Annotated in this window: 24 protein-coding genes and 1 pseudogene; 19 read left to right on the top strand and 6 right to left on the bottom strand. The window is 65.5% G+C overall.

Annotated elements, in window-relative coordinates; genetic code table 11:
- Window positions 1-29 precede the first annotated feature (29 nt).
- From NFG57_RS19300 to NFG57_RS19320, 5 genes and pseudogenes are all read left to right on the top strand, one after another.
- The gene (locus NFG57_RS19300) at window positions 30-758 is read left to right on the top strand and encodes a TRAP transporter small permease (protein ID WP_348814975.1); all 729 of its coding nucleotides are present in this window, start codon (window positions 30-32) and stop codon (window positions 756-758) included.
- Window positions 755-2,056, top strand: a complete 1,302-nt coding sequence (locus tag NFG57_RS19305) for a TRAP transporter large permease (RefSeq protein ID WP_348814976.1) — start codon at window positions 755-757, stop codon at window positions 2,054-2,056. Before NFG57_RS19300 ends, NFG57_RS19305 begins: the two co-directional genes overlap by 4 nt.
- Before the next feature lie 90 nt (window positions 2,057-2,146).
- Window positions 2,147-3,526: a cytosine permease gene (locus NFG57_RS19310; protein ID WP_348814977.1), complete on the top strand. Its 1,380-nt coding sequence runs from the start codon at window positions 2,147-2,149 to the stop codon at window positions 3,524-3,526.
- Between the two features lie 39 nt (window positions 3,527-3,565).
- Window positions 3,566-5,032, top strand: a pseudogene (hydA, locus tag NFG57_RS19315) (dihydropyrimidinase); the annotation flags it as partial.
- Between the two features lie 333 nt (window positions 5,033-5,365).
- A complete protein-coding gene (locus NFG57_RS19320; protein WP_222568737.1) occupies window positions 5,366-5,548 on the top strand; it encodes a hypothetical protein in 183 nt (60 codons plus the stop codon).
- 438 nt (window positions 5,549-5,986) lie between these two features.
- Here NFG57_RS19320 and NFG57_RS19325 read toward each other — a convergent pair whose 3' ends face one another.
- From NFG57_RS19325 to NFG57_RS19335, 3 genes are all read right to left on the bottom strand, one after another.
- Window positions 5,987-6,571: a DUF4202 domain-containing protein gene (locus NFG57_RS19325; RefSeq protein ID WP_348814978.1), complete on the bottom strand. Its 585-nt coding sequence runs from the start codon at window positions 6,569-6,571 to the stop codon at window positions 5,987-5,989.
- A gap of 56 nt (window positions 6,572-6,627) precedes the next feature.
- Window positions 6,628-6,999, bottom strand: coding sequence for a hypothetical protein (locus tag NFG57_RS19330; RefSeq protein WP_348814979.1), 372 nt, complete (start codon window positions 6,997-6,999; stop codon window positions 6,628-6,630).
- Between the two features lie 275 nt (window positions 7,000-7,274).
- The gene (locus tag NFG57_RS19335; protein WP_052704403.1) at window positions 7,275-7,823 is read right to left on the bottom strand and encodes an outer membrane beta-barrel protein; all 549 of its coding nucleotides are present in this window, start codon (window positions 7,821-7,823) and stop codon (window positions 7,275-7,277) included.
- A gap of 247 nt (window positions 7,824-8,070) precedes the next feature.
- Between NFG57_RS19335 and NFG57_RS19340 the strand changes: the two genes are divergently transcribed.
- Genes NFG57_RS19340 through NFG57_RS19355 form a run of 4 tightly spaced genes read left to right on the top strand, consistent with a single transcriptional unit; the run spans window position 8,071 to window position 11,010 of the window.
- Window positions 8,071-8,211, top strand: a complete 141-nt coding sequence (locus tag NFG57_RS19340; RefSeq protein ID WP_181248609.1) for a hypothetical protein — start codon at window positions 8,071-8,073, stop codon at window positions 8,209-8,211.
- Window positions 8,211-8,930, top strand: a complete 720-nt coding sequence (locus NFG57_RS19345; RefSeq protein ID WP_213229372.1) for an ATP-binding cassette domain-containing protein — start codon at window positions 8,211-8,213, stop codon at window positions 8,928-8,930. Before NFG57_RS19340 ends, NFG57_RS19345 begins: the two co-directional genes overlap by 1 nt.
- A complete protein-coding gene (locus NFG57_RS19350; protein WP_108132148.1) occupies window positions 8,931-9,833 on the top strand; it encodes a metal ABC transporter permease in 903 nt (300 codons plus the stop codon). It begins immediately after the preceding gene.
- Window positions 9,834-9,873: 40 nt separating this feature from the next.
- A complete protein-coding gene (locus NFG57_RS19355) occupies window positions 9,874-11,010 on the top strand; it encodes a zinc ABC transporter substrate-binding protein (protein WP_348814980.1) in 1,137 nt (378 codons plus the stop codon).
- Window positions 11,011-11,160: 150 nt separating this feature from the next.
- Here NFG57_RS19355 and NFG57_RS19360 read toward each other — a convergent pair whose 3' ends face one another.
- On the bottom strand, window positions 11,161-12,126 hold the full coding sequence (locus NFG57_RS19360; RefSeq protein WP_108132146.1) for an ABC transporter substrate-binding protein: 966 nt from the start codon (window positions 12,124-12,126) through the stop codon (window positions 11,161-11,163).
- A gap of 166 nt (window positions 12,127-12,292) precedes the next feature.
- Here NFG57_RS19360 and NFG57_RS19365 point away from each other — a divergent pair, with 166 nt between their 5' ends.
- From NFG57_RS19365 to thiE, 10 genes are all read left to right on the top strand, one after another.
- Window positions 12,293-12,637: a hypothetical protein gene (locus NFG57_RS19365; protein ID WP_045993496.1), complete on the top strand. Its 345-nt coding sequence runs from the start codon at window positions 12,293-12,295 to the stop codon at window positions 12,635-12,637.
- Window positions 12,638-12,821: 184 nt separating this feature from the next.
- Window positions 12,822-13,316: a C40 family peptidase gene (locus NFG57_RS19370; RefSeq protein WP_348814981.1), complete on the top strand. Its 495-nt coding sequence runs from the start codon at window positions 12,822-12,824 to the stop codon at window positions 13,314-13,316.
- A gap of 91 nt (window positions 13,317-13,407) precedes the next feature.
- Complete coding sequence (locus tag NFG57_RS19375; protein WP_045993497.1) at window positions 13,408-14,046, top strand: peroxiredoxin; 639 nt, start codon at window positions 13,408-13,410, stop codon at window positions 14,044-14,046.
- Between the two features lie 262 nt (window positions 14,047-14,308).
- Entirely contained in the window at window positions 14,309-15,355 is a 1,047-nt protein-coding gene (locus NFG57_RS19380) for an ABC transporter substrate-binding protein (RefSeq protein WP_348814982.1), read from the top strand.
- The gene (locus NFG57_RS19385) at window positions 15,352-16,113 is read left to right on the top strand and encodes an ABC transporter permease (protein WP_108132144.1); all 762 of its coding nucleotides are present in this window, start codon (window positions 15,352-15,354) and stop codon (window positions 16,111-16,113) included. Before NFG57_RS19380 ends, NFG57_RS19385 begins: the two co-directional genes overlap by 4 nt.
- On the top strand, window positions 16,101-16,889 hold the full coding sequence (locus tag NFG57_RS19390; protein ID WP_348814983.1) for an ABC transporter ATP-binding protein: 789 nt from the start codon (window positions 16,101-16,103) through the stop codon (window positions 16,887-16,889). The genes NFG57_RS19385 and NFG57_RS19390 overlap by 13 nt, the downstream gene beginning before the upstream one ends.
- Window positions 16,886-17,221, top strand: coding sequence for a hypothetical protein (locus NFG57_RS19395; RefSeq protein ID WP_213229366.1), 336 nt, complete (start codon window positions 16,886-16,888; stop codon window positions 17,219-17,221). The genes NFG57_RS19390 and NFG57_RS19395 overlap by 4 nt, the downstream gene beginning before the upstream one ends.
- A gap of 362 nt (window positions 17,222-17,583) precedes the next feature.
- On the top strand, window positions 17,584-17,871 hold the full coding sequence (locus NFG57_RS19400; RefSeq protein ID WP_348814984.1) for a hypothetical protein: 288 nt from the start codon (window positions 17,584-17,586) through the stop codon (window positions 17,869-17,871).
- A gap of 148 nt (window positions 17,872-18,019) precedes the next feature.
- The gene (gene thiM, locus NFG57_RS19405; protein ID WP_348814985.1) at window positions 18,020-18,838 is read left to right on the top strand and encodes a hydroxyethylthiazole kinase; all 819 of its coding nucleotides are present in this window, start codon (window positions 18,020-18,022) and stop codon (window positions 18,836-18,838) included.
- Between the two features lie 39 nt (window positions 18,839-18,877).
- Window positions 18,878-19,540: a thiamine phosphate synthase gene (gene thiE / locus NFG57_RS19410; RefSeq protein WP_348814986.1), complete on the top strand. Its 663-nt coding sequence runs from the start codon at window positions 18,878-18,880 to the stop codon at window positions 19,538-19,540.
- Window positions 19,541-19,586: 46 nt separating this feature from the next.
- Here the strand turns inward: thiE and NFG57_RS19415 are convergent, their stop codons facing one another.
- Entirely contained in the window at window positions 19,587-20,141 is a 555-nt protein-coding gene (locus tag NFG57_RS19415; RefSeq protein ID WP_348814987.1) for a cytochrome b/b6 domain-containing protein, read from the bottom strand.
- 242 nt (window positions 20,142-20,383) lie between these two features.
- Window positions 20,384-21,259 (bottom strand): DMT family transporter, encoded by an 876-nt coding sequence (locus tag NFG57_RS19420; RefSeq protein ID WP_348814988.1) that lies wholly within the window; start codon window positions 21,257-21,259, stop codon window positions 20,384-20,386.
- Window positions 21,260-21,270 lie beyond the last annotated feature (11 nt).

Raw genomic sequence — 21,270 nt, forward strand, 5'->3', positions numbered from 1 at the left:
GCGGCGGCCCCGACCCCAGGAGCATCCCGATGTCCGATTCCCGTCCCTCCGGTGCGCATTCGCCACCCGACGCCAGATCGCCCGGCGCTGCATCCGCTGCCGCATCGATGGCTGTATCACCGGACTCCCGGCTCGACCGGGGACTTGCCCGTCTGTCCCGCGGTGCCGCTCTGGCCGCCGGCTACGGCGCGCTGTTGCTGTCTGCGCTGATCACCTTCGAGGTGCTGGCGCGCAAGTTCTTCGCCTTCTCGCTGCAGGGGGTCGACGAGATCGGTGGCTATGTGCTGGCTATCGGTGTCGCCTTCAGCTTCGCCTTCGCCCTGACCCAGCGCGCCCATACCCGGGTCGACGTCCTGCTGACGCGACTGCCGCCCCGGCTGCGCGCCCTGCTCAACCTGGTGGCGCTGGTGCTGTTGTGCGTGTTTTCGCTGTTTATGCTGTGGCGGGCGGGCGCGACCCTGGGCGAGACCCTGGAGTTCTCCAGCCTGGCCAGCACCCCGCTGCAGACCCCGCTGTGGATCCCCCAGTCGCTGTGGCTGATCGGGCTGTCGGTGTTCGCCATCGTCACCCTGCGAGCCGCCGTCCGGGCCGGCGTCCAGCTTGCGCGCGGCCAGATCGGCGCGCTCAACGCCGGCTGCGACCCGCTCAGCGCCGATGACGAGCTCGACGAGGCACGCCGCCACTATGTTGCAGCGGAGGCTGCCACGCCTGGCCATTCGGCGGATGGCCAGATAGCCGGCCGGGAGAAGACACCATGATCTCCGTCACCGAGGTACTGCTGGGCTTTGCCCTGATGATTTCCATGATGGCGCTGGGCATCCATGTGGCGGTGGCCATCTTCACCACCGCCGCCCTCGGCGCCATGCTCTACCTGGGCACGCCGCTGCTGTTCTCCTTCGGCGACCTGTTGTGGGGCACCCTCAACGACTTCATCCTGACCGCCATTCCGCTGTTTATCCTGCTCGGCGAGCTGCTGCTGCGGGCCGGCATCACCGAGCGCATGTACTCGGCGCTGTCGGTGTGGCTCAACCGCCTGCCTGGCGGTCTGCTGCACACCAACATCGGCGCCTCATCGGTGTTCGCCGCCATGTCCGGCTCGTCGGTGGCCACCGCCGCCACCATCGGCACCGTGGCCCTGCCGGCCTTCGCCGAGCGCGGCTACAGCGAGCGCCTGGCGCTGGGCACCCTGGCCGCCGGGGCGACGCTCGGCATCCTGATTCCACCCAGCATCAACATGATCATCTACGGGGCGATCACCAACACCTCCATCGGCGCCCTGTTTATCGCCGGTATCGTGCCCGGGCTTGCCCTGGCGGCCACCTTCATGCTGGTGATCATGGGCATGAGCCTGCTGCGCCCCGGGGTCGCCGGCGAGCGCGAGCCGCGCGTGCCGCTGGCCCAACGTCTGCGCTCGCTGGTCGATCTGCTGCCGCCGGCGTTCGTCTTCGCCATCGTCATCGGCAGCATCTACAGCGGCTGGGCGACCCCCACCGAGGCCGCCGCCCTGGGGGTGGTGGCAGCACTGCTGCTCGCGGCGCTCAACCGCAAGCTGACCATCGCCATGCTTCACGAGTGCTTTCTGTCCATGGCACGTACCACCGCCATGATCATGCTGATCATCTCTGCGGCGTTCTTTCTCAACTATATCGTCGGCATTCTCGGCATCCCCTTCGCCCTGACCCAGTGGGTCTCGGAACTGGGACTGTCGCCGCTGGGGCTGATCCTCGCACTGGTGGTGTTCTACCTGGTGCTGGGCTGCTTTCTCGAGACCCTGTCGATGATGATCGCCACCGTACCCATCGTGGTGCCCATGGTGGTGCAGTTCGGCTTCGATCCGGTGTGGTTCGGCGTATTTCTGGTGATCATGATGGAAATCTCGTTGATCACCCCGCCCATCGGCATGAACCTCTACGTGGTGCAGGGGGTGCGCGGACGCGGCTCGATCGTCGACGTGATGATCGGCAGCCTGCCCTTCCTCGCGGTGATGCTCGGCTTCGTCGCCCTGATCACCGCATGGCCGGCCATCGTGCTGTGGCTGCCGGGGGTGATGGGATGATCGACACTAACAACCAAATGGCCATGAAGCAGTGCCTCCCCTCACTGCCCCAGAGCAACGCAAAATCCATAACAACAAGGACAAGACCCCATGACAGATAACAGTACCGTCTCCGGGCCCCCTACTACTGATCGTGATGGCCTGGCCCCGGTGGCGGAAGCGCTGCGACCGATGACCCAGACCCGCTACGCCATGGTGTTCTGGTCATCGGGCATCATCGTCCAGATCATGGTCATCGGCCTCTACCTGCTGCACCCGATCGGCGGCCTCAACTTTACCCAGGTCATTGCTGCCGGACTGGTAGCAAGCGTCCTGGTGGCACTGCTGATGACCCTGCAGGGCCACGCCGGCCTGCGCTACGGGATTCCCTTCATCGTCCAGGGCCGCAGCGCCTTTGGCACCCAGGGCACCCGCTTCGTCGCTGTGCTGCGCTGCATTCCGGCCATTGCCTGGAACGGCATCGGCACTTGGATCGGCGCTCTGGCGCTGGACCAGGTGACCACCAGCCTGTTCGGGGCCGGCAGCGTCTGGGGCTACTTCTTTCTCCTGCTGATTCTTCAGAGCCTGCTGGCCTACCGCGGCATCGGCACCATCTCGCGCTTCAACGGCGCCATGTCACTGATCATCTTTCTGATGCTGGCCTACTTCTTCTACGTGGTGCTGTCGCGGGGCAGCATCGACTTCAGCGCCGCCTCGGAGGTCCCCGGCTCCTGGGGGCTGGTCTGGATCGCCGGCATGATGTCGGCCTTCGCCAACTGGACCACGGTGATTCTCAACGCCTCCGACCTGACCCGACAGATCAATACCAGGGGACGTTCCCCCATGTCCGTCAGCGCCATCGCCAACTTTCTTGGCGTGCTGCCGCCGTGGATGTTCATGATCCTGTCCGGCATGTTGATCGGCCTGGCCACCGGCAACGACGATCCCATCGCCGGGCTGGTCGAACTGGCCCCCAATCCGGTATTCGGCATCGTGCTGCTGGTGTTTATCATCCTGGCCCAGATCACCTCGAACTTGACCCTCAACATCCTGCCGCCGGCGCTGGCCTTCCAGGACCTGTTCAAGGTGTCGTGGCGAGGTGGCATCGTGCTGGTCGCGCTGCTGTCGGTGGTCACCGCGCCCTGGTACCTGTTCACCAGTGACTACTTCTTCACCTTCCAGAACGTCTATTCGAGCTTCCTTGGCCCGGCCGCAGCGATCATGCTGGTGGACTACTTCGTGATCCGGCGCACTCGCCTCGACCTCGATCGTCTGTACGACGACCACAGCTATCGCTATCTCGGCGGCTTTCGTCCTGCCGCCATGCTAGCCCTGGTGGCGGGCGCGCTGGTGTCCTTCGCCTTTCTCGACTATTCCTGGCTGGTCGGCTTCCCGTTCACGGCCATCGTGTTTCTGCTGCTGGACAAGGCCGGCGTCGATGAGCGCATAACCCAGCACATAGCCCAGCGTCGTTCTCGCGGTCAGGCCTAGCCGCCGTTCCGATCCCACCAACAACAGCGTACCGGACCAGCTAGCCGGTCTCTGGAGAGCAAGATGCAACGCCTCGATACTCTGATCACCAACGCCACCGTGATCACCGCCGCCGACCGCTTTGTCGCCGATATCGGCATTCGCGACGGGCGTATCGTCGCCCTCGGCGAAGGACTCGCCGAGGGTGCAGGCCCAGTCGGCGAGACCATCGACGCCAGCGGCCTGTGGGTGATGCCCGGCGGCATCGACGCCCATTGCCACCTGGCCCAGCCGCTGGGTGACGGCGCGGTGATGGCTGATGACTTCGCCAGCGGTACCCGCTCGGCGGCGGCCGGTGGCACCACCACGGTGATTCCCTTCGCGGCCCAGTTCAAGGGACAGTCGCTGCGCGCGGCGGTGGAGGACTACCACCGCGAGAGCGACGGCAAGGCGATGATCGACTACGCCTTTCACATGATCGTCACCGACCCCAACCAGACGGTGCTGCGCGAGGAGCTGCCGGCGCTGATCGAGGAGGGTTACAGCTCGTTCAAGATTTACCTGACCTACGATGACCTGAAGCTCAACGACCGCGAGGTGCTCGAGGTGCTGGCGCTGGCCCGCCGCGAGGGCGCCATGGTCATGGTCCACGCCGAAAACGCCGACTGCATCGCCTACCTGACCGAACTACTGGAAGCCCAGGGCCACACCGCCCCGCGCTACCACGCCGAGGCCCACTCCTCCATCGCCGAACGCGAGGCCACCCACCGCGCGATCTCGCTGGCCGAGCTGATCGACGTACCGCTGCTGATCGTCCACGTTTCCGGCCCCCAGGCGATCGAGCAGATCCGCTGGGCCCAGAGCCGTGGCCTGCGGGTCTACGGCGAGACCTGCCCCCAGTACCTGATGCTGACCGCCGATGACCTGGACCAGGACGGCTTCGAAGGCGCCAAGTGCGTGTGCAGCCCACCGCCCCGGGACCCGGCGGCCCAGCAGGCGGTGTGGGAGGCGCTGGAAAGCGGTGTTTTCCAGGTGTTCTCGTCGGACCATGCGCCCTTCCGCTACGAGGACGACAAGGGCAAGAAGCTGCATGGCGAGGAGGCGAGTTTTTCCTGCATCCCCAACGGTATTCCGGGGCTCGAGACGCGCCTGGCGATCCTGTTCTCGGAGGGCGTGGTCAAGCAGCGCATCGACGCCACCCGCTTCGTCGCGCTGACCGCCACCAACCCGGCCAAGATCTACGGCCTTTATCCGCGCAAGGGCACCATCGCCGTGGGCAGCGACGCCGACCTGACCCTATGGGACCCCGAGGCCCGGGTCACGGTGCGCAACGACGATCTGCACCACGCGGTGGACTACACCCCCTACGAAGGCCTGGAGCTGACCGGGCGGGTGGTCATGGCGCTGTGCCGAGGCCAGGTCGTCGCCCGCGACGGCAAGCCCTGCGGCCAAGCCGGTGACGGCCAGTTCCTGCGCTGCGACAAGCCCACCCCGGCGAGGCCCAGAGGGCAGGCCAAGGGGTTCTAGGGCTAGGTAATGGACGTGTTGTACGGTGGAACAATGTGTCCAGTCAAAAGGAAGGAGTCCCCTCGCCCGCGGCGAACAGAGGGCAGCGAAAGGAGCACGGCGAACAACGCCAAGTTGGCCAAGTTGCTCGCCCCCTTGTCTTTTCCACACGAGTCCCGGGGCGAGGGCCCAGTACCCCCGCCCGGGCGCTGGGCTGCACAGGTGCATCGCTTGTATGTCACTCAACCGGGATAGTATGAGAGGTGTCGCTTCCCCCGAGGCGATAGTTGTACTGTCGCGCGGAGGGCTACAATGGATAGAAGGCACCACGCCGAGAAAGCCTTGTGTGAAGCCATGGAAAAGATCATCGTCGGGATCATCGTCGGCCTGACCATAGGCGCCACGATCAACAGGCACGCCCCGGTGGGGCTGTTACTATTGGCTATAGGCCTGGCCACAGTGACCCTGGCGGGGATTGCCACTTACCTCGGCCATCTGCGCGCGGCCGAAGACGCCGCCAAAGGAGGCAGCTCATGAGTCACAATGCCGCCATCATTGTCCTGGGGCTCATGCCCGCCGTCGTTTTCGGCGTGAGCTTGCTACTGATTCGCTGGCGATACCGCTAGGGCTTGTCTGAAAAGTGCCTGCGCTCGGTAATACGGCGTTAAAAGTCGAATCAACATGCTCATTTACACCCCGTAAACTGCGCTGTCTCACCGATTTTTGCCTTGTCTAACCTTCGCTCGCCGACTTTTTGGACAGAGCCTAGCCTTCGATCTTCCTTCACGCTCACAGAGCCCGAGCCCTCGGCCACCTCTCGCCTCGTGGATTCTGGCGACAACACATCAGCCATATCAACAGAGTCGCGGCCTCCAGACAGCCAGGCGCCCATTCAATCGGTAAGCCCCTGGTACTGGCGCCCTTCCCAGGCTTTCGCGCCCCCCGGCTGCTTGAGCAGCCCACTTGCAACCCTGCCTACCCCAGCGCTTCCTCGACGATGGCGCGGGCCTCGTCGCTCATGGGCAGGCCCAATGCGAGCTGGTGGGCGGCGGGGGACATCTTCTTCCAGGTCATCTGGACGATGCGGATCAGGTGGTCGTGATCGACCTGACGCGAGAAGTCGGCGAAGTAGTTCTCGAGGAACACCAGGCAAGCGCAGTCTTCCACCGCCTGGGTGCCGGGGTCGCGTCCCAGTCCCTGCTTGCGGATCATCCGCGCCACCTCCTCGGCGTCGGCGTCGCTGTAGCCGCAGGCGCGCATCACCTCCGCCGCCAGTTGGCCGGCGCGCTTGCCCTGGTCACGTCGCCAGGTCAGGTAGCCGATGCGGCCCTCTTCATAGTCACTGCGCGGCACCTCCCAGCGTTTCAGGTGCTGGTTGTGCACGGCAAGCTGCACCAGCTCCGGTGCTTCGGAATCGAGACGCTCGAGCCAGGCGCTCATGCGCCCGGCGTGCCACAGCTCCTGGGGCTGTGACGCCCCGTCCACCTCCACGCGGCGAGGGTCCTCGGCATGCAGGGCGTCGAGCCTTGCCTGGGCCTGGTCGAAGGGCGTTGTCGTCATGGGATTCCTCGATGGCGTCGATGCGTTGCCATCATGGTAACGGTCTGACGGCCATCTCAGTAGTCTTGCGCTGCTCCATGGCCGCGCAGATGACGGCAGGCCAGCGCCAGCGGCAGCAGAAAGATGGCGAAGCACCACATCGCGGCGGCAACCAAGACGACAAGCAGGAGGCGCGTCCACGGACGCTCAAGGGAGGTCAGCAGCGGGCGAAGCCCCTCGAGCAATACACCCAGTACCAGATCCATGCTCGGCAACAGCATGGCATTGAGTACCCCGGCCCAGATCGCCAGGTCGACGGGCACGCCATGGGGCACCAAGCTGACCAGCGCCAGCAGGGCCAGCACGAGAAGCGCCATCCATCGACAAATGCGGCGAGGTTCCGTCGACAGGGCGGGCAGCGGTGGGAACCGGTGGGGCAGCGTGAGCATGGGGAGCACCGAGCAGGAAGATATTCATACTCTATACTGCTCCTCCCCTACCCCCTTTGACTGACCTTTGTGTGCGTAATCACTTACAACACAATCAGCATGACCTACATCACGTTTTGCGCAGAACGCCCTCTGAACCGACGAAAAATCGTCAATCGACTAGTACCAACGGCCGATACGTGACGCCAAAACAGCGCAGGGCCGACGCTTTTGCGTCGGCCCTGCGGAGTAGAACGCACCTGATGGAAACCGGTACCTGAGTCGCATCAGCCAGGCTAGAAGGTATAGACCACGCTGCCGGTCAGGCTATCGACGTGCCCGATCTCGTCGGCATCGATGCGCTCGACCTCCAGACGCCCGGTCACATCGAACAGCTGCACCCGGGCGCCCAGCCCGAATACCGGGTCGGTGCCGGAATAGTCCTTGTTCAGGCCATTGCCGCTGCGGTCGGCGTCCCAGTCCGCCATGCCGGCCTTGCCGTAGACGCCGAAGGGGCCAAAGCTGAAGCCGGCGATACCCATGGCCTGCAGGCTCTCCACCTCGAGCCGTGCCGAGGTGCCGTCGACCTCACCGTCGAGCTCACCGCCGTTGAGGTAGGACAGCTCCGCCCCCAGATCGAGGAAGGGCAGCCAGCCGAAGTTGTAGCCGGCAAAGACCTTGGCCGCCGACGCCTCGTCGTCAAAGTCGTCATCGCCCTGCATCTGGCCGGCGCCGACACCGACGTACAAGCCGGTACTGCCGCCCGCCACGCAGTGGGTCGACGTCAGCAGGGCCAGCCCAAGGGCCGCCCCGACCAGCGCCATCCGCCGCAATATCCGTGACATCCTGAAAACTCCGTAGAAACGTTGTCCTGTTGTGCGAGACCAAGCACACCTGACACTTTATTTCAGTCTATCGTGGGAAGACATTCTTTGCAGTACCGATTGTAGGAAAGTTCCACGCCTGCCTCGAACGCTCTGGCGGCTACCTCAAGTGGATGGCCCGAGGGAGGGAAGTCGTGGAACCCCAGCTATTGTTATGTTATAACTTTCAACCATTTTGCTCGACCGATTCGCCCCGGAGCTACCCTGCATGACCCATCGTCACCGCCCCGAAGGGCCTTGCCACTTCTCGCTGATGTCCCTGTCCATGCGGCGCCGACTGATGCTGGTGCTGATTCCCCTGCTGCCACTGTGGCTGGCGGTGTCCTGGTCCGCCGGATGGTGGCACTGATGTCACGCCTCGTCTTGCATGATCTGCAGTTGGCACGCGGCGGGCGCACCGTGCTCGAACATCTCGAGGGGCGCTTTCAGGATGGCGCCATCACCGCGCTCATCGGCGCCAACGGCGCCGGCAAGAGCACCCTGATCCAGGCCATCATGGGCGACTTGACGCCGGTCGCGGGCCGCGTCGAATGCGCCGTTCCGGCGCCGCGCCGCGCCTGGCTGCCGCAGCAGTTGGCGCTGGACCTGAGTTTCCCGATGAGCGTCGAGGAACTGATCATGACCGGCACCTGGCCGAGCCACGGTGCCTTCAAGGGCTACTGCGCCGCTCACTATCGCCGTGGGCGCGAGATCATGGAACGCCTGGGCATCTCGCGGCTGGCCCACCGCCCGCTGGGCGAGCTGTCCGGAGGCCAGCGCCAGCGAGCCCTGATCGGTCGGACGCTGATGCAGGAAGCCGAACTGCTGCTGCTCGATGAACCCTTTGCCAACGTCGACGTCGATACCGTCGAGATGCTGATGGACGTGCTGCGCGAGATGGCCGAACAGGGGGCGACCCTGATCATCGTGCTGCACGACATGGAGCAACTGGCACGCCTGGCCGATGACGTCCTGATCCTGTCCCAGGGCCACGGCCGCTGGGCCACGCCGGATGCGCTGGTGGAGCGTCACACCGGTCAATTGACCCGCCCACCTCGACTGCCGCTGACCTTTCCTGGATCTGTCTGAATGCTCGACTCGCTGCTTTCCACCCTGTACCTGTGGCTGATCGCCCCTTTCGACTATGCCTTCATGAGCCGTGCACTGCTGGCCAGCCTGGCGCTGTCGCTGGCGGCGCCGCCGCTGGGGGTCTTCCTGATGCTGCGTGGCATGAGCCTGATCGGCGACGCCATGTCCCACGCCATCCTGCCCGGTGTTGCGCTGGGTTTTCTGATGGCCGGTTTCTCGCTGCCCATCATGAGCCTTGGCGGCATGCTGTCAGGGCTATTGATCGCGCTGTTGGCCGGCAGCGTGTCCCAGCTCACCGGCCACCGGGAAGACTCGGCCATGGCGAGCTTCTTCCTGATCTCGCTGGCGGCCGGTGTGATGCTGGTCGCCCTGGGCGGCAGCAGTGTCGATCTGACCCATGTGCTGTTCGGCTCCATTCTGGCGGTGGACACCACCGCCCTGGTGCTGATCACCGGCATCAGTAGCCTGATCGTGATCACCCTGGCGGTGATCTTCCGCGCCCTGGTGGTGGAATGCCTCGACCCGCTGTTTCTGCGCAGCCAAGGCACCAGAAGCGGTCTGGTCCACGGTGTCTTCCTGGGACTCGTCGTGCTCAACCTTACCGCCGGGTTTCAGACCCTGGGCACGCTGATGGCGGTCGGTCTGATGATGCTGCCGGCCACCACCGCTCGCTTCTGGAGCACGCGCCTCGAGGGCCTGATAGTGCTGTCGGTGGTGATCGCGCTGGGCGCCAGCCTCGGTGGCCTGCTGATTTCCTACCACCTGAGCCTGCCCTCTGGACCGGCCATCATCCTGCTGGCCGGTGTGGCCTATCTGCTGTCGGCGCTGTTTGGCCGCCAGCACAGTCTTTCTGCTCGCCTTCGTCGTCGCGCCACACCGCTGCGCGCCGACGACCACGCCTGACGCGCCCCGCCGTCCCCTGACCAACCGGAGATCAACGTCCATGCCACTGTCACTGCCTCATGCCTTCGTCAAACGCCACGCCTGGATTGCCCTGACGGGACTCGCCCTTGGCCCCCAGGCCGTGGCAGACGAGCCCACCCAGGTGGTCGCCAGCTTCAGTGTATTGGCCGACATGGTACGCAACGTCGGCGGCGACAGGGTCGAGGTCACCTCACTGGTCGGCCCCGACAGCGACCCCCACGTCTACTCCCCTCGCCCGACCGACGCCAGGGCCCTGGCCGAGGCAGACCTGGTGGTGCTCAACGGCCTGCAGTTCGAGGGCTGGATGACGCGCCTGCTCGACGCCAGCGGCTATCAGGGCAAGACCGTTGTCGCCACGGACGGAGTGCCGCTGCTGGCCTATGGCGGCCAATCACTGCATCGCCAGGACGAGGAAGGGGACGAGCACGACGGCCACGACCATGACAGCCATGAAGAGCACGACGGCCATGAAGAGCACGGCGGACACGGTGATCACGACAGCCATGAAGACCATGAAGATCACGACGGCCACGATGATCACGACAGCCACGACCATGGTGAGTACGACCCCCATGCCTGGCTCGACCTGTCGGCAGGACTGATCTATGTCGCCAATATCCGCGACGGGCTGATCGCCGTCGACCCTGACAACAGCGAGCACTACGCGTCCAGGGCCGACAGCTACATGGAGGATATCCAGGCGGCCCACGACCAGGTGCTCGCGCTGCTCGACGACCTGCCGGAACACGCCCAGGTCATCGTCGGCCACGACGCTTTCGGCCACTTCTCTCGGGCCTACGGCATCGACTTCCTGTCGCCGGTCGGTCTGTCCACCGAAGCGGAACCGTCAGCGGCAGATATCGCGCGCATGGTGGACGTCATCCGTGAACGCCAGATTCCGGCGCTGTTTGTCGAGAACATGTCCAGCCCGGCGCTGATGGAACAACTGTCCGAGGAAACCGGCGTGCCCATCGCCGGCTCACTCTACAACGGCGCCCTGTCCGAAGAAGGGATGACGTCTCACTACCTGGGAATGATCCTGCACAATGCCGAGGTGCTGCATCAGGGGTTGGTCGATGCCGAGGGTCATGACCATGACGATAGCCATGACCACCACGATAGCCACGACGACCACGACCACGACCACGACCACTGATCCTGTCATCACGACCCGCTCGCTCGACAGCTCGAGTGGACGCCACACGTCGTCCTGTCGACCTGCAGAAAACAAAGGACCGCCCTGGGGCGGTCCTTTCGTCTTTCACTCCAAACGGCGGTCTTCAGTCGACGCTTGAGGCAACCGACATCAGGCTTCGGGGATCTCCAGTGCATCGCGCACCACGGGCCAGGCCTCCTCGCCGTCGCGCGTGGTGACCCCCTCGAGGAAGCCCTTGGTCTCCTCGGGGTGTTCACGCAGCCAATCGACGGCGACCGCCTCCGGCTCGCGCTCTTCGTAGCTGAAGCCACGGATCATGGCGCTCTGGTCATCGGCGGTGAACACCAGCTGATCGAGCAGACGGGTGGCATTGGGGTGGCTCTCGGCGAACTCGCTGCGCACCAGGGTGCGCACGTCGCTGCGGCCGCCTTCCGGTCCCCACATGTCCTCGGGGTCATCCAGATAACGCACGTCGAACTCGATGTTCATCCAGTGCGGGGTCCAGGCGGCGAACACGATCCACTCTTCACGATCGATCGCCGCGTCCACGGCGCTCAGCATGCCTGGCGTCGAGGTCTCGGACAGGTTCCAGTCGCCCAGACCGTAGGTGTCCTCATCCACCGCGCTGTTGAGCGAGTCGCTCATGCCGGAGCCCACCTCGATGGAATAGATGGTGCGGTCCAGCTTGTCGGCAAACTCTTCCTTGTCCAGATCCTCCGCCGTTTTCACGCCGGCTTCGTAGACGTAGGTGGGTACGGCAAAGCCGAGGCGCGCACCGTCGACGTTGTTGCCAAGGTCCTCGAGCTTGGACTCGCCATCCTCGAAGCTGGCGTCGTACATGCCCTGCTGGGCCGGCAGCCAGGCCGCCAGAAAGGCGTCGAGCTCTCCCTGGCGCAAGGCCTGATAGGTGATGGTGGAGCCCAGCTCTTCCTGGACCGGCTCATAACCCAGGGTCTCGAGCAGGGTGGATGCCAGGGCCGTCTTGACCGTTACACCGGGCCAGGCGGGCACGGAAAAACGAACCTGGGCATCTTCCTGGTCCTGAGCGTGGGCGCCGAAGGAAGCCGCGAGCGCGATCGAGGCCGCCAGGGCCAAGGGCATGGAATGGTGTCGCATAGTTCACCTGTCGATAGCTGTAGAAGCCATCAACCATACCGGCTCGGCACACCGCCTCAAGAACGCGCCTTCAACGACTGGGTCACGGCACCGCACTTACCTGTTTGCCAGAAGTCCTTTGCTGGACCAGTCTTAAGAGGCCCGTTTCGCCGGAGGAAACACCAAGATGGCTGACATCGACTACACCCTGGAGCGCCAGATTACCCTCAAGGCACTCGCCAAGGCCTTGTCCCGCGGGTTTTCGCCCATCGTCGAGGTGGAGTCGATGGATGGCATCTACACGGTGCGCTTTCATCACGCCAACGGCACCACAGAGCTTGCCGACGACAAGGGGCGAACCCGCACCTTTCTCGGCACCGGCGAGATCCGCGAGTTACTCGGCGGCGTCGGCCTGACCCATGGCGTCCTGACCTGGACCGACCAGTGCGGTGACGAGATGATCGGCGTGGAGGGCAAGGCCATGACCCCCGACGAGATGCTGGCCAACGGCACACGCATCTCCTTTCGTTAGGGCACACGTATCTCCTGTCGTTAGGGGGCACCGGCCTGTCGGTCGCGTCCGCCCCTGGTCGCCTTGTCGTTGTCGTTGTCGCTACGCCTGCGGCGCCAGCGACACATTACGCCTCGGCCCCCTTGGCCTGCCTGGTAGGGCAGAGTACCGTAGAGGGCGCCTCGTCTGTGCAGGGAAAGCCGCAATGACCACTTCGATGCCGTGGTACACCAGGTCCTCTTCGACAGCCCTGATGGCACTGCTGCTGGTACTTCTGGGGGGCTGTGCCTCGGCCCCGCTGAGCACCGATGACGGCGGCCAGGGACTGTCCATGGAACGTGCCCTGATCCTGTCCGAGGCGCGCAGCGCCGTCGGCACCCCCTACCGGTTCGGCGGCAACGATCCGCGCGGGCTGGACTGTTCCGGCCTGGCCCAGATGACGTATTCCCGGGCGGGTATCCCCTTGCCGCGCTCATCCCGGGAGCAATACCGGCGCCTGCCGCCCATCGACGAGGCACGGCCGGGTGATCTTCTGTTCTTCGCTACCGGCAAGGGTCCCGGGGTCAGCCATGTCGGCATCTACGCCGGCGACGATGTGATGATCCACGCGCCCGGACGCGGGCGAACGGTCACCACCACCTCGCTGTCCATAGACTATTGGCAGGATCGCTTCGTCGGGGCGGCCGCGCCGGCGCCCTGACGCTCGCTGCCACGAGGCCGCGCCCCGGTCTCACCGATCGACCCGACGGGTCCGTCCGGGCCCGTCGCCATCAACCGCCAAGGAGACGACCATGACGCTACGACTGGGTGATACCGCACCGGACTTCACACAGGAAAGCACCGCCGGCACCATTCACTTTCATGAGTGGGCCGGTGACAGCTGGGTCATCCTGTTCTCTCACCCCAAGGACTTTACCCCGGTGTGCACCACCGAACTCGGGGAAGTGTCGCGCCTCAAGGGTGAATTCGACAAACGCAACGCCAAGGCCATCGGCCTGTCGGTGGATCCCATCGAGGATCACCACGCCTGGGCCGGCGATATCGAGGACACCCAGGGCCACGGGCTCAACTTCCCGCTGCTCGCCGACGCCGATCGCAAGGTCAGTGACCTCTACGACATGATCCACCCCAACGCCAACGACACCCTGACGGTGCGAAGCGTATTCATCATCGATCCGGCCAAGAAGGTGCGCCTGACGCTGACCTACCCGGCCAGCACCGGACGCAACTTCGACGAGATCCTGAGGGTGCTGGACAGCCTGCAGCTGACCGACGGCTACAAGGTGGCGACCCCGGTGAACTGGAACCATGGCGACCGTTGCATCATCGTGCCTGCCGTCTCCAACGACGAAGCCAAGACCCTGTTCCCGGAGGGCTGGGACGAACAGCGTCCGTACCTGCGTTACGTCAAACAGCCCGGCAAGAAGTAACCAGCAACAGGACTGAGACCGTCCGAGGGGGACGAACAGCGCCCCCTCTCTATCTACCGTTTTGTCAAACAGCCGGGCAAGAAGTAAGGACGGATAGTAGCCTACCCCCTCAGCGATGGCCGCCCCCGGGCGGCCATCGTCGTATCGGTGCCCCTTCGACGGCTAATAAGCATATAACGGATTGATCGCACGCCTGCGTGTCGCCCTCGTCCCCCGATCGTTATCATGCTGATCATTAACTTCTTTGCTCCGGGAGGGCTCCATGCCCCAGCTCCTTTACCGCTGGCTGACCGCCGCCGCCCTGCTTCTGCCTGGTACCGCCATCGCCGCCGACGAAGGTCCGCTGGAGGTTGGTTATATGCCGATCCTGCCGGTGGCTCAGCTATTCGTGATGGAGGGCGAAGGCTGGACCGAAGAGGCCGGTCTGGAACTTGAGCTGACACGCTTTTCCAGCGGGCCGGCGATGGTCCAGGCGCTGGCCTCGGGTGATCTCGACGTCATGTACTTCGGTATCGGCCCGGCCATGGTGGCTCGCGCCAACGGGGTACCGATCAAGGTACTGGCGGCCGCCATCCAGGAGCAGATCGGCCTGGTCGCCCGCGGCGAACTGGCCAGCCTGATGGCCGACGCCGACCCGGCCCAGGCCATCGCCGACTTTACCGAGCGCGAAGGCCGTCGGCCCAAGATCGCCACCTTCCCCAAGGGCTCGGTACCCGACACGGTATTGCGCTACTGGCTGGACGAACGCCTGGGCATCGGCAGCGACGCCGTCGAGATCGTCGCCATGGGCGCCGATCGTGTCCAGCAGGCGCTGCTGGCCGGTGCAGTGGACGCCGCCTCGACCCTAGAGCCGATACTCTCCACCGTGACCGAACGCCTCGACGACGCCCAGATCGTGGCCCACGCCTCGGACATGTTGCCGGGTCAACCCGGCGCGGTGCTGGCAGCACGCGAAAGCCTGCTCGAACAGCGCCCCGATGCCGTCAGCACCTTGCTCGAACTTCACCTGCGAGCGACCCACGCCCTGGTCGATACGCCACAGCAGGTCGCCCCCTCGGTGCGCGAGTTCGTCGGCAAGCGTCTGGTGCCGCTGGAAACCGTAGAGGCTGCACTGTCCTCGCCCTTCGCCAACTACGGCGCCGATCCCCACGCGATCGTCGAGGGCACCCGCACCATGCATGACTTCCAGCTGGCCAACGGCACCCTCAAGCAGGGCCTCGACATCGACACTCTGTTCGACACCCGCTGGTACGACGACCTGACCGCAAGCACTGACGCAGACGCCGAAGAAGGCGACACGACCCCATGAAGTCGGTATCTCGTAGCCGGCGCACCGGCCTCGGTGCGCTGGGGCTCGTCGCCTTTGTGGCACTCTGGGAGATCTCACTGCGCCTGGGGCTGCTGCCCGGCAATCTGGTTCCGCTGCCCTCTGCGATCCCGACGGTCTTCTGGGGCGAGGTGGTCGACGGCATCTGGTGGGAAGTCGTCAGCTCGAGCCTGTCTCACTACAGCGTAGGGGTGGCCATCGGCTCGCTGGCAGGCATTGCCATGGGCGTAGCGGCGGCCCTGCTGCCGGTGTTCGACGCCCTGCACGCCTGGCTGGCGCGCCTGCTGCGCCCGATCCCGCCACTGGCCTGGATCCCCTTTGCCATCATCTGGTTCGGGATCACGCCATCGGCGGCGGCCTTCATCATCAGTATCGGGGTGTTCTGGATCAACTACTTCGCCAGCTACAGCGCGGTGCGTGCGGTGGACCCCGGCTATGACGAGGTAGCCAGGGCCTTCGGCCAGGGTTCGCTGCTGGCCCGCCTGACCAAGGTCAGCCTGCCCGCGGCAGCCCCCGGCATCCTCGGTGGCCTGCGCGCCGGCCTCGGCCAGGGCTGGATGACCGTGGTCGCGGCCGAACTGTTCGGCATTCCCGGCATCGGCCAGCGCATGATGGAGGCCTCGGGCCTGCTGGCCACCGATATCGTGGTGGTCTACATGCTGACCATTGCCGCGCTCTACGCCCTGTTCGATCTGGGCTTTCTGCATCTGCAAAAAAGGCTGCTGATATGGACACCCTGACAGCCGAACGCAACGCCGACGCCTGCGTGCTCAAGGCCCATGACCTGGCCCTGGGCTTCGGCGGCCAGCGCGTGCTCGAACATGTCGACCTGCGCCTGGCTCCACGGGAGTTCATCGCCATCGTCGGTGCCTCCGGGGTCGGCAAGTCGACACTGCTGCGGGCACTCTGCGGCCTGCTGCCGGCGGTGGCAGGCGAGCGCTGGCTGGACGAGAGCCCACGTGATGGAGCGCGGCCCTGGTCGATGGTCTTCCAGGCGCCGCGGCTGTTTCCCTGGCGACGCATCCGCGCCAATGTGGCGCTCGGGCTCGAGGGACTGGGGCTGTCCCGGGAGGAGCGCCAGCGCCGCGCCCTTGCGCCGCTGGAGCTGGTCGGCCTGGGCGACATGGCCGAGCGCTTTCCTTCCACCCTGTCCGGCGGCCAGCAACAGCGTGTCGGCATTGCCCGGGCGCTGGCGGTAAAGCCCCGGGTGCTGTTCATGGACGAGCCCTTCTCGGCGCTGGATGCGATCACTCGCCGTCGCCTGCAGAACGAGTTGATCGACCTGCGCCAGCGCACCGAGGCCGCCATCGTCTTCGTTACCCACGACATCGAAGAGGCTGTACTGCTGGCCGACCGGGTGATGGTGCTCGGTGGACATCAGGGCGGGGCCCCGGCGCGGGTCATCGATACCCTCGAGATCACGCTGCCCACCGACAATCGCCGTGAGCATGCCGACTTCGGCGCCCAGGTCCATCATCTGGAAACATTGATCGGCGCCGCCCCGGAGGCGTCATGAGCGATACCGGCCTGCCCCCCCGCGAAGCGGGTGATTCACGCTTGAAGGTGATGCTTCACGCTCCCTGCGCCGAGAGCCTTGCCCGCGCCAGGCGCAATGCCCGCAACCTCAAGGCCGCCAGCCCCGAGGCCGAGGTGCTGATCATCACCAATGCCGGCGGCGCGGCGGCCGCCGTCGCCACCCCGGACGACACCGACGCATGGTTAAGACTGTGTCGCAACAGTCTCGACGCCCAGGGCATCGTCGACACCCGGGGACTGGCCATCGTCGAGGCAGCGGTACTCACCCTGGCCGAGGGCCAGCGCCAGGGCTGGGCCTATATCCGCGCCTGACGCACGCGTTTGATCCACGTCCAGACAGACCGCCTTGGCAGGAGGCCATTGCGGTCGCCCTTGCAGATCACCCTTGCTGGTCACCCTTTCAGGTCGCCCTTGCAGGTCGCCCTTGAAGGCGACGACGGAGCCAGGCGCGACGCGCCCTCTGCCCCCACGATTCCCACGCTCTGCCAATGGCGTTCGACCAATGTCGCAGCTCGCCGACTGAACATTTTGCAGATTCGCGCATCAGACCTTGTCACAAATCTTTCAATAAAGCTTAAGCGCGCGTTAAGGCAAAGCCGCTACGCTGCAGCCCTAGCGATGGTGTCAGTAGATGTCTTCTGGCCCGCCCCCTGCACCGACAAGGAATTCCGAACATGCCCTTCCTACAGCAGGCCTCCCGTACTCGCCCCCGCTTCGCCACCAAGGGGCTTCTTCGTATCTCTCTGGCCCTGGTCGGCGGCCTCGCCCTGATGGCCTTCTGGTCGTCCATCAGCCTGCCCCTCGGCAGCCTCAGCCTGATTCTCGGTGGCCTCGCCCTGTGGCCCCGAACCGCAAGCTCGGAGCGTCGAGACGACGCCACAGACAGCGGCAACGGCGTACCGGTTCGCGAGCTCGCCCTCGCCGCCCTGGGGGTATTGATCGCACTGCAACTGCTGGGCTGACGCCCGGCGAGCTGTCGCGGTTCACCGTCTCCCGGCTCAAGGGGGATATCTCAGGCCATCGCCGCTTTACAGCGGCGCGCAGTGACCGGATCATGACTCCCTGCAAGGCGACCCTCACCGCCTTCGTCCAACGCCAGGGAGGCCTGTCATGACGACGACACTCACCGGCGCCGACATCGGCGCACGGCTGACCCGGCTGCGCCAGGCGGCGCCGCTGGTCCATAGCCTGACCAACTACGTGGCCATGAACAGCGCCGCCAATGTGCTGCTGGCCGTGGGCGCTTCACCGGCCATGGTCCATGCGCGTGAGGAAGCGGCCGAGTTCGCGGCATTGGCCGACGCTGTGCTGATCAATATCGGTACGCTCTCGCCTCACTGGGTCGAGGCCATGATCGAGGCTGCCACCAGTGCCGGCGAGCACCAGACCCCCTGGGTGCTCGACCCCGTCGCCGTTGGCGCCACCGCCTATCGGCGAGAGTCGGCCGCCAGGCTGCTGGACTTGAGGCCCAGCGTCATTCGCGGCAACGCCTCGGAGATCATCGCCCTGGCCGAGGACGGTCTTGGCGGGCGCGGCGTCGACTCCACTGCCGCCAGCGACGACGCCGTGCAGGCGGCCGTCGCCCTGGCCCGGCGCCAGGAGGCGGTGGTAGCGGTAACCGGTGAGGTCGATCTGGTCACCGACGGCCGGCGGCTGGTGCGCGTGCCCGGTGGACACCCGCTGATGCCCCGCGTGACGGCGCTGGGCTGCGCCCTGTCCGGTGTGGTCGCGGCCTTTCTCGCCGCCGATCAGGATCCGCTGGTCGCCACCTGCGCGGCCCTGGCCTGTTATGGCGAAGCCGGCAGTCGCGCCGGCCGCACCGCCCAGGGTCCTGGCAGCTTCGCCGTCGCCTTTATCGACGCCTTGCATCAGCTCAATCCCGAGACGCTGTTACGGCGGGAAGCTCTCGCCATCGAGTCTCTCGACTGACCCGACCGCCCTACCCGATTCATGTACCAGGAGCCCCTCGTGACCCACTCTCCTCGACGCCTTGATGCGCACCTGTTCGACCCCCGCAGCCTTCGCCTCTATCTGGTCACCGACCCCGGGCTGTGCGCATCCATGGGGATTGAAGCGACGGTGGAGGCGGCGGTACGCGGCGGAGTCAGCCTGGTGCAGCTACGTGACAAGACCGCCAGCGATGACGAACTGGTGCAACTGGCGCGCCGACTGAAACCGGCGCTGGCCGAACACGGGGTTCCTCTGGTCATCAATGACCGTGTCCAGGTCGCGCTAAAGGCACAGGTCGACGGCGTGCATCTGGGGCAGGACGACGGCGACGTGGGCGAAGCCCGCCGCCTGCTTGGCGAGACGGCGATCATCGGCCTATCGGTGCAGCACCCCGACCAGCTGTCGCGCCTGGATGTCCAGGCACTGGACTACCTGGGACTCGGACCGGTATTCGCCACGCCGACCAAGAGCGACCACGCCACGCCGCTGGGCTTCGATGGTCTTGCCTCGCTGGTGGCGGCGAGCCCGCTGCCCAGCGTGGCCATCGGCGGGCTCAAGCGCGAGCACGCCTCGGCGGTGCGTCAAAGCGGCGCCGATGGCATGGCCGTGGTCTCCGCCATCTGCGGCCAGGCGGACCCGGCGTGCGCCGCGAGGGACCTGCTGACGGCCTGGGAAGGCTGAACCGGCCTGGGAGCCCGGCCAGGCAGCCCACCGCCGAACGCGACCCTCAGACGCGAGGCCTGACCCTTCGACGCCCATGGACCATTGCGGCGATCAGGTTGTCGCCCAGTCGTCGCCCCTCCAGGATGGCACCGCCCACGTGCAACGGCACCAGACACAGTATCGCCGTGGCGAGGCCCTCGTGCAGCTCCTCCATCCAGTGCACATCGTGGAAACGCTCGGTGTGCACCATCAAGATGCCGGTGGTACCGAGCCCCACCAGCAAGGCCAGCATCAGCAACATCATCACCGCCCCCAGCGGGGTATGGGTGATGCGCTGAGACGAACACTCTTCCTGTGCTGCGGCCTGTTTCTTGAGTACCGCCCCAAGGCGCGAGGGTGTCGGCCAGAAGCTCGACCAGCGCACCGACCAGGGCCCCACCAGCCCCCAGACGACACGCAGCCCTATCAGCCCCATCAGGGTGTAGCCGATATAACGATGAGGGCCAATTTCGGCGTAATTGAGGGCAAACCCCAGCACCATCGCCCAGTGAAAGACGCGGACCAACGGGTCCCACACCTTGATCTGCCGGCCTTTTGAATGTGACGGAATCGATGCCATCGTCCTGCGCCCTGAAGGTGATACGCCTTGTGGCGTACCAGGCAGCCTGACGACAGCAACTTAAGGCAAACTTAGGACGCCAAGGCCCCCGCCATGGCAACCTGATGTCGATCAAGCGCGAGCGCTTTCCATCGGATCTTGTGTCCATCGAGCCTTCTATCCACCTTGCCTGCCGCCCTCGCCTGCCACTGGCCTGACCGGCGCAAGCGCTGCCGCGCAGCCCTGCACGGCCAGTGGCCGGCTCAGGCCGAAGGGCGCCGCTTGAGGCTGGTGCGCCCCTCCTGGTAGGCGATCGCCAGGCCGCTTGCGATGATCAGGGTGCCGCCGATCAGCACCCCGATATCCGGCACCTCGTCCCAGATCATCCAGCCGAGCAGGACCGCCCACAGCATGGCGGTATAGTCGAAGGGGGCGGCAATGGCCGCCGGGGCGTGACGAAAGGCCAGGGTAATAAAGGCGGTAGCGCCGACCCCGAGCACCCCGGACATGAGAAAGGCCGGCCAATGCTCCAGCGCCGGCGCCTGCCATACCAGCGGCAGGGCGACGCCAGTCACCACAAAGGGCACCAGGGTCATGTAGAACACCATCGCCCACAGGTGCTCGCGGGCGCCGTAGCGCCGAGCGGTGATCATCATCAAGGCATAGAACACCGCCGCCCCGAGCATCGACAGGGCACCCAGCGAGATGCCTTCACTGCCTGGACGCACGATCACCAGTACCCCGGCAAAGCCCACCAGCGACGCCAGCACCACCGGCACGCTCACCCGCTCGCCCAGCAGCGGGACCGACAGCAGGCTGACAAACAGCGGCGCGGCAAAGGCGATGGCGGTGCCCTCGGCGAGCGGCATCATCGTCAGCCCCAGCACGAAGCAGCCCATGGTGCCGGTATAGATCAGACCACGGATCAGATGCACCCCAGGACGTCGGGTCGACAGGGTGCGCAGGCCGCCCCCCTGGTGCGCCAGCAGCATGATCAACGGCAACGACACCAGGGTGCGAAAGAAGATGATCTGCAACGGCGAATGCACCTCGCCGAGCCACTTGGAAATGGCGTCACCGAGCGCCAGGCACAGCACGCCAAGACACATGAACCCGATACCCTTGAACGATGACCCCATGCTCTCCTCCC

The organism is Halomonas sp. H10-59, assembly GCF_040070555.1.
In the GTDB taxonomy this organism is placed as follows: domain Bacteria; phylum Pseudomonadota; class Gammaproteobacteria; order Pseudomonadales; family Halomonadaceae; genus Halomonas; species Halomonas litopenaei.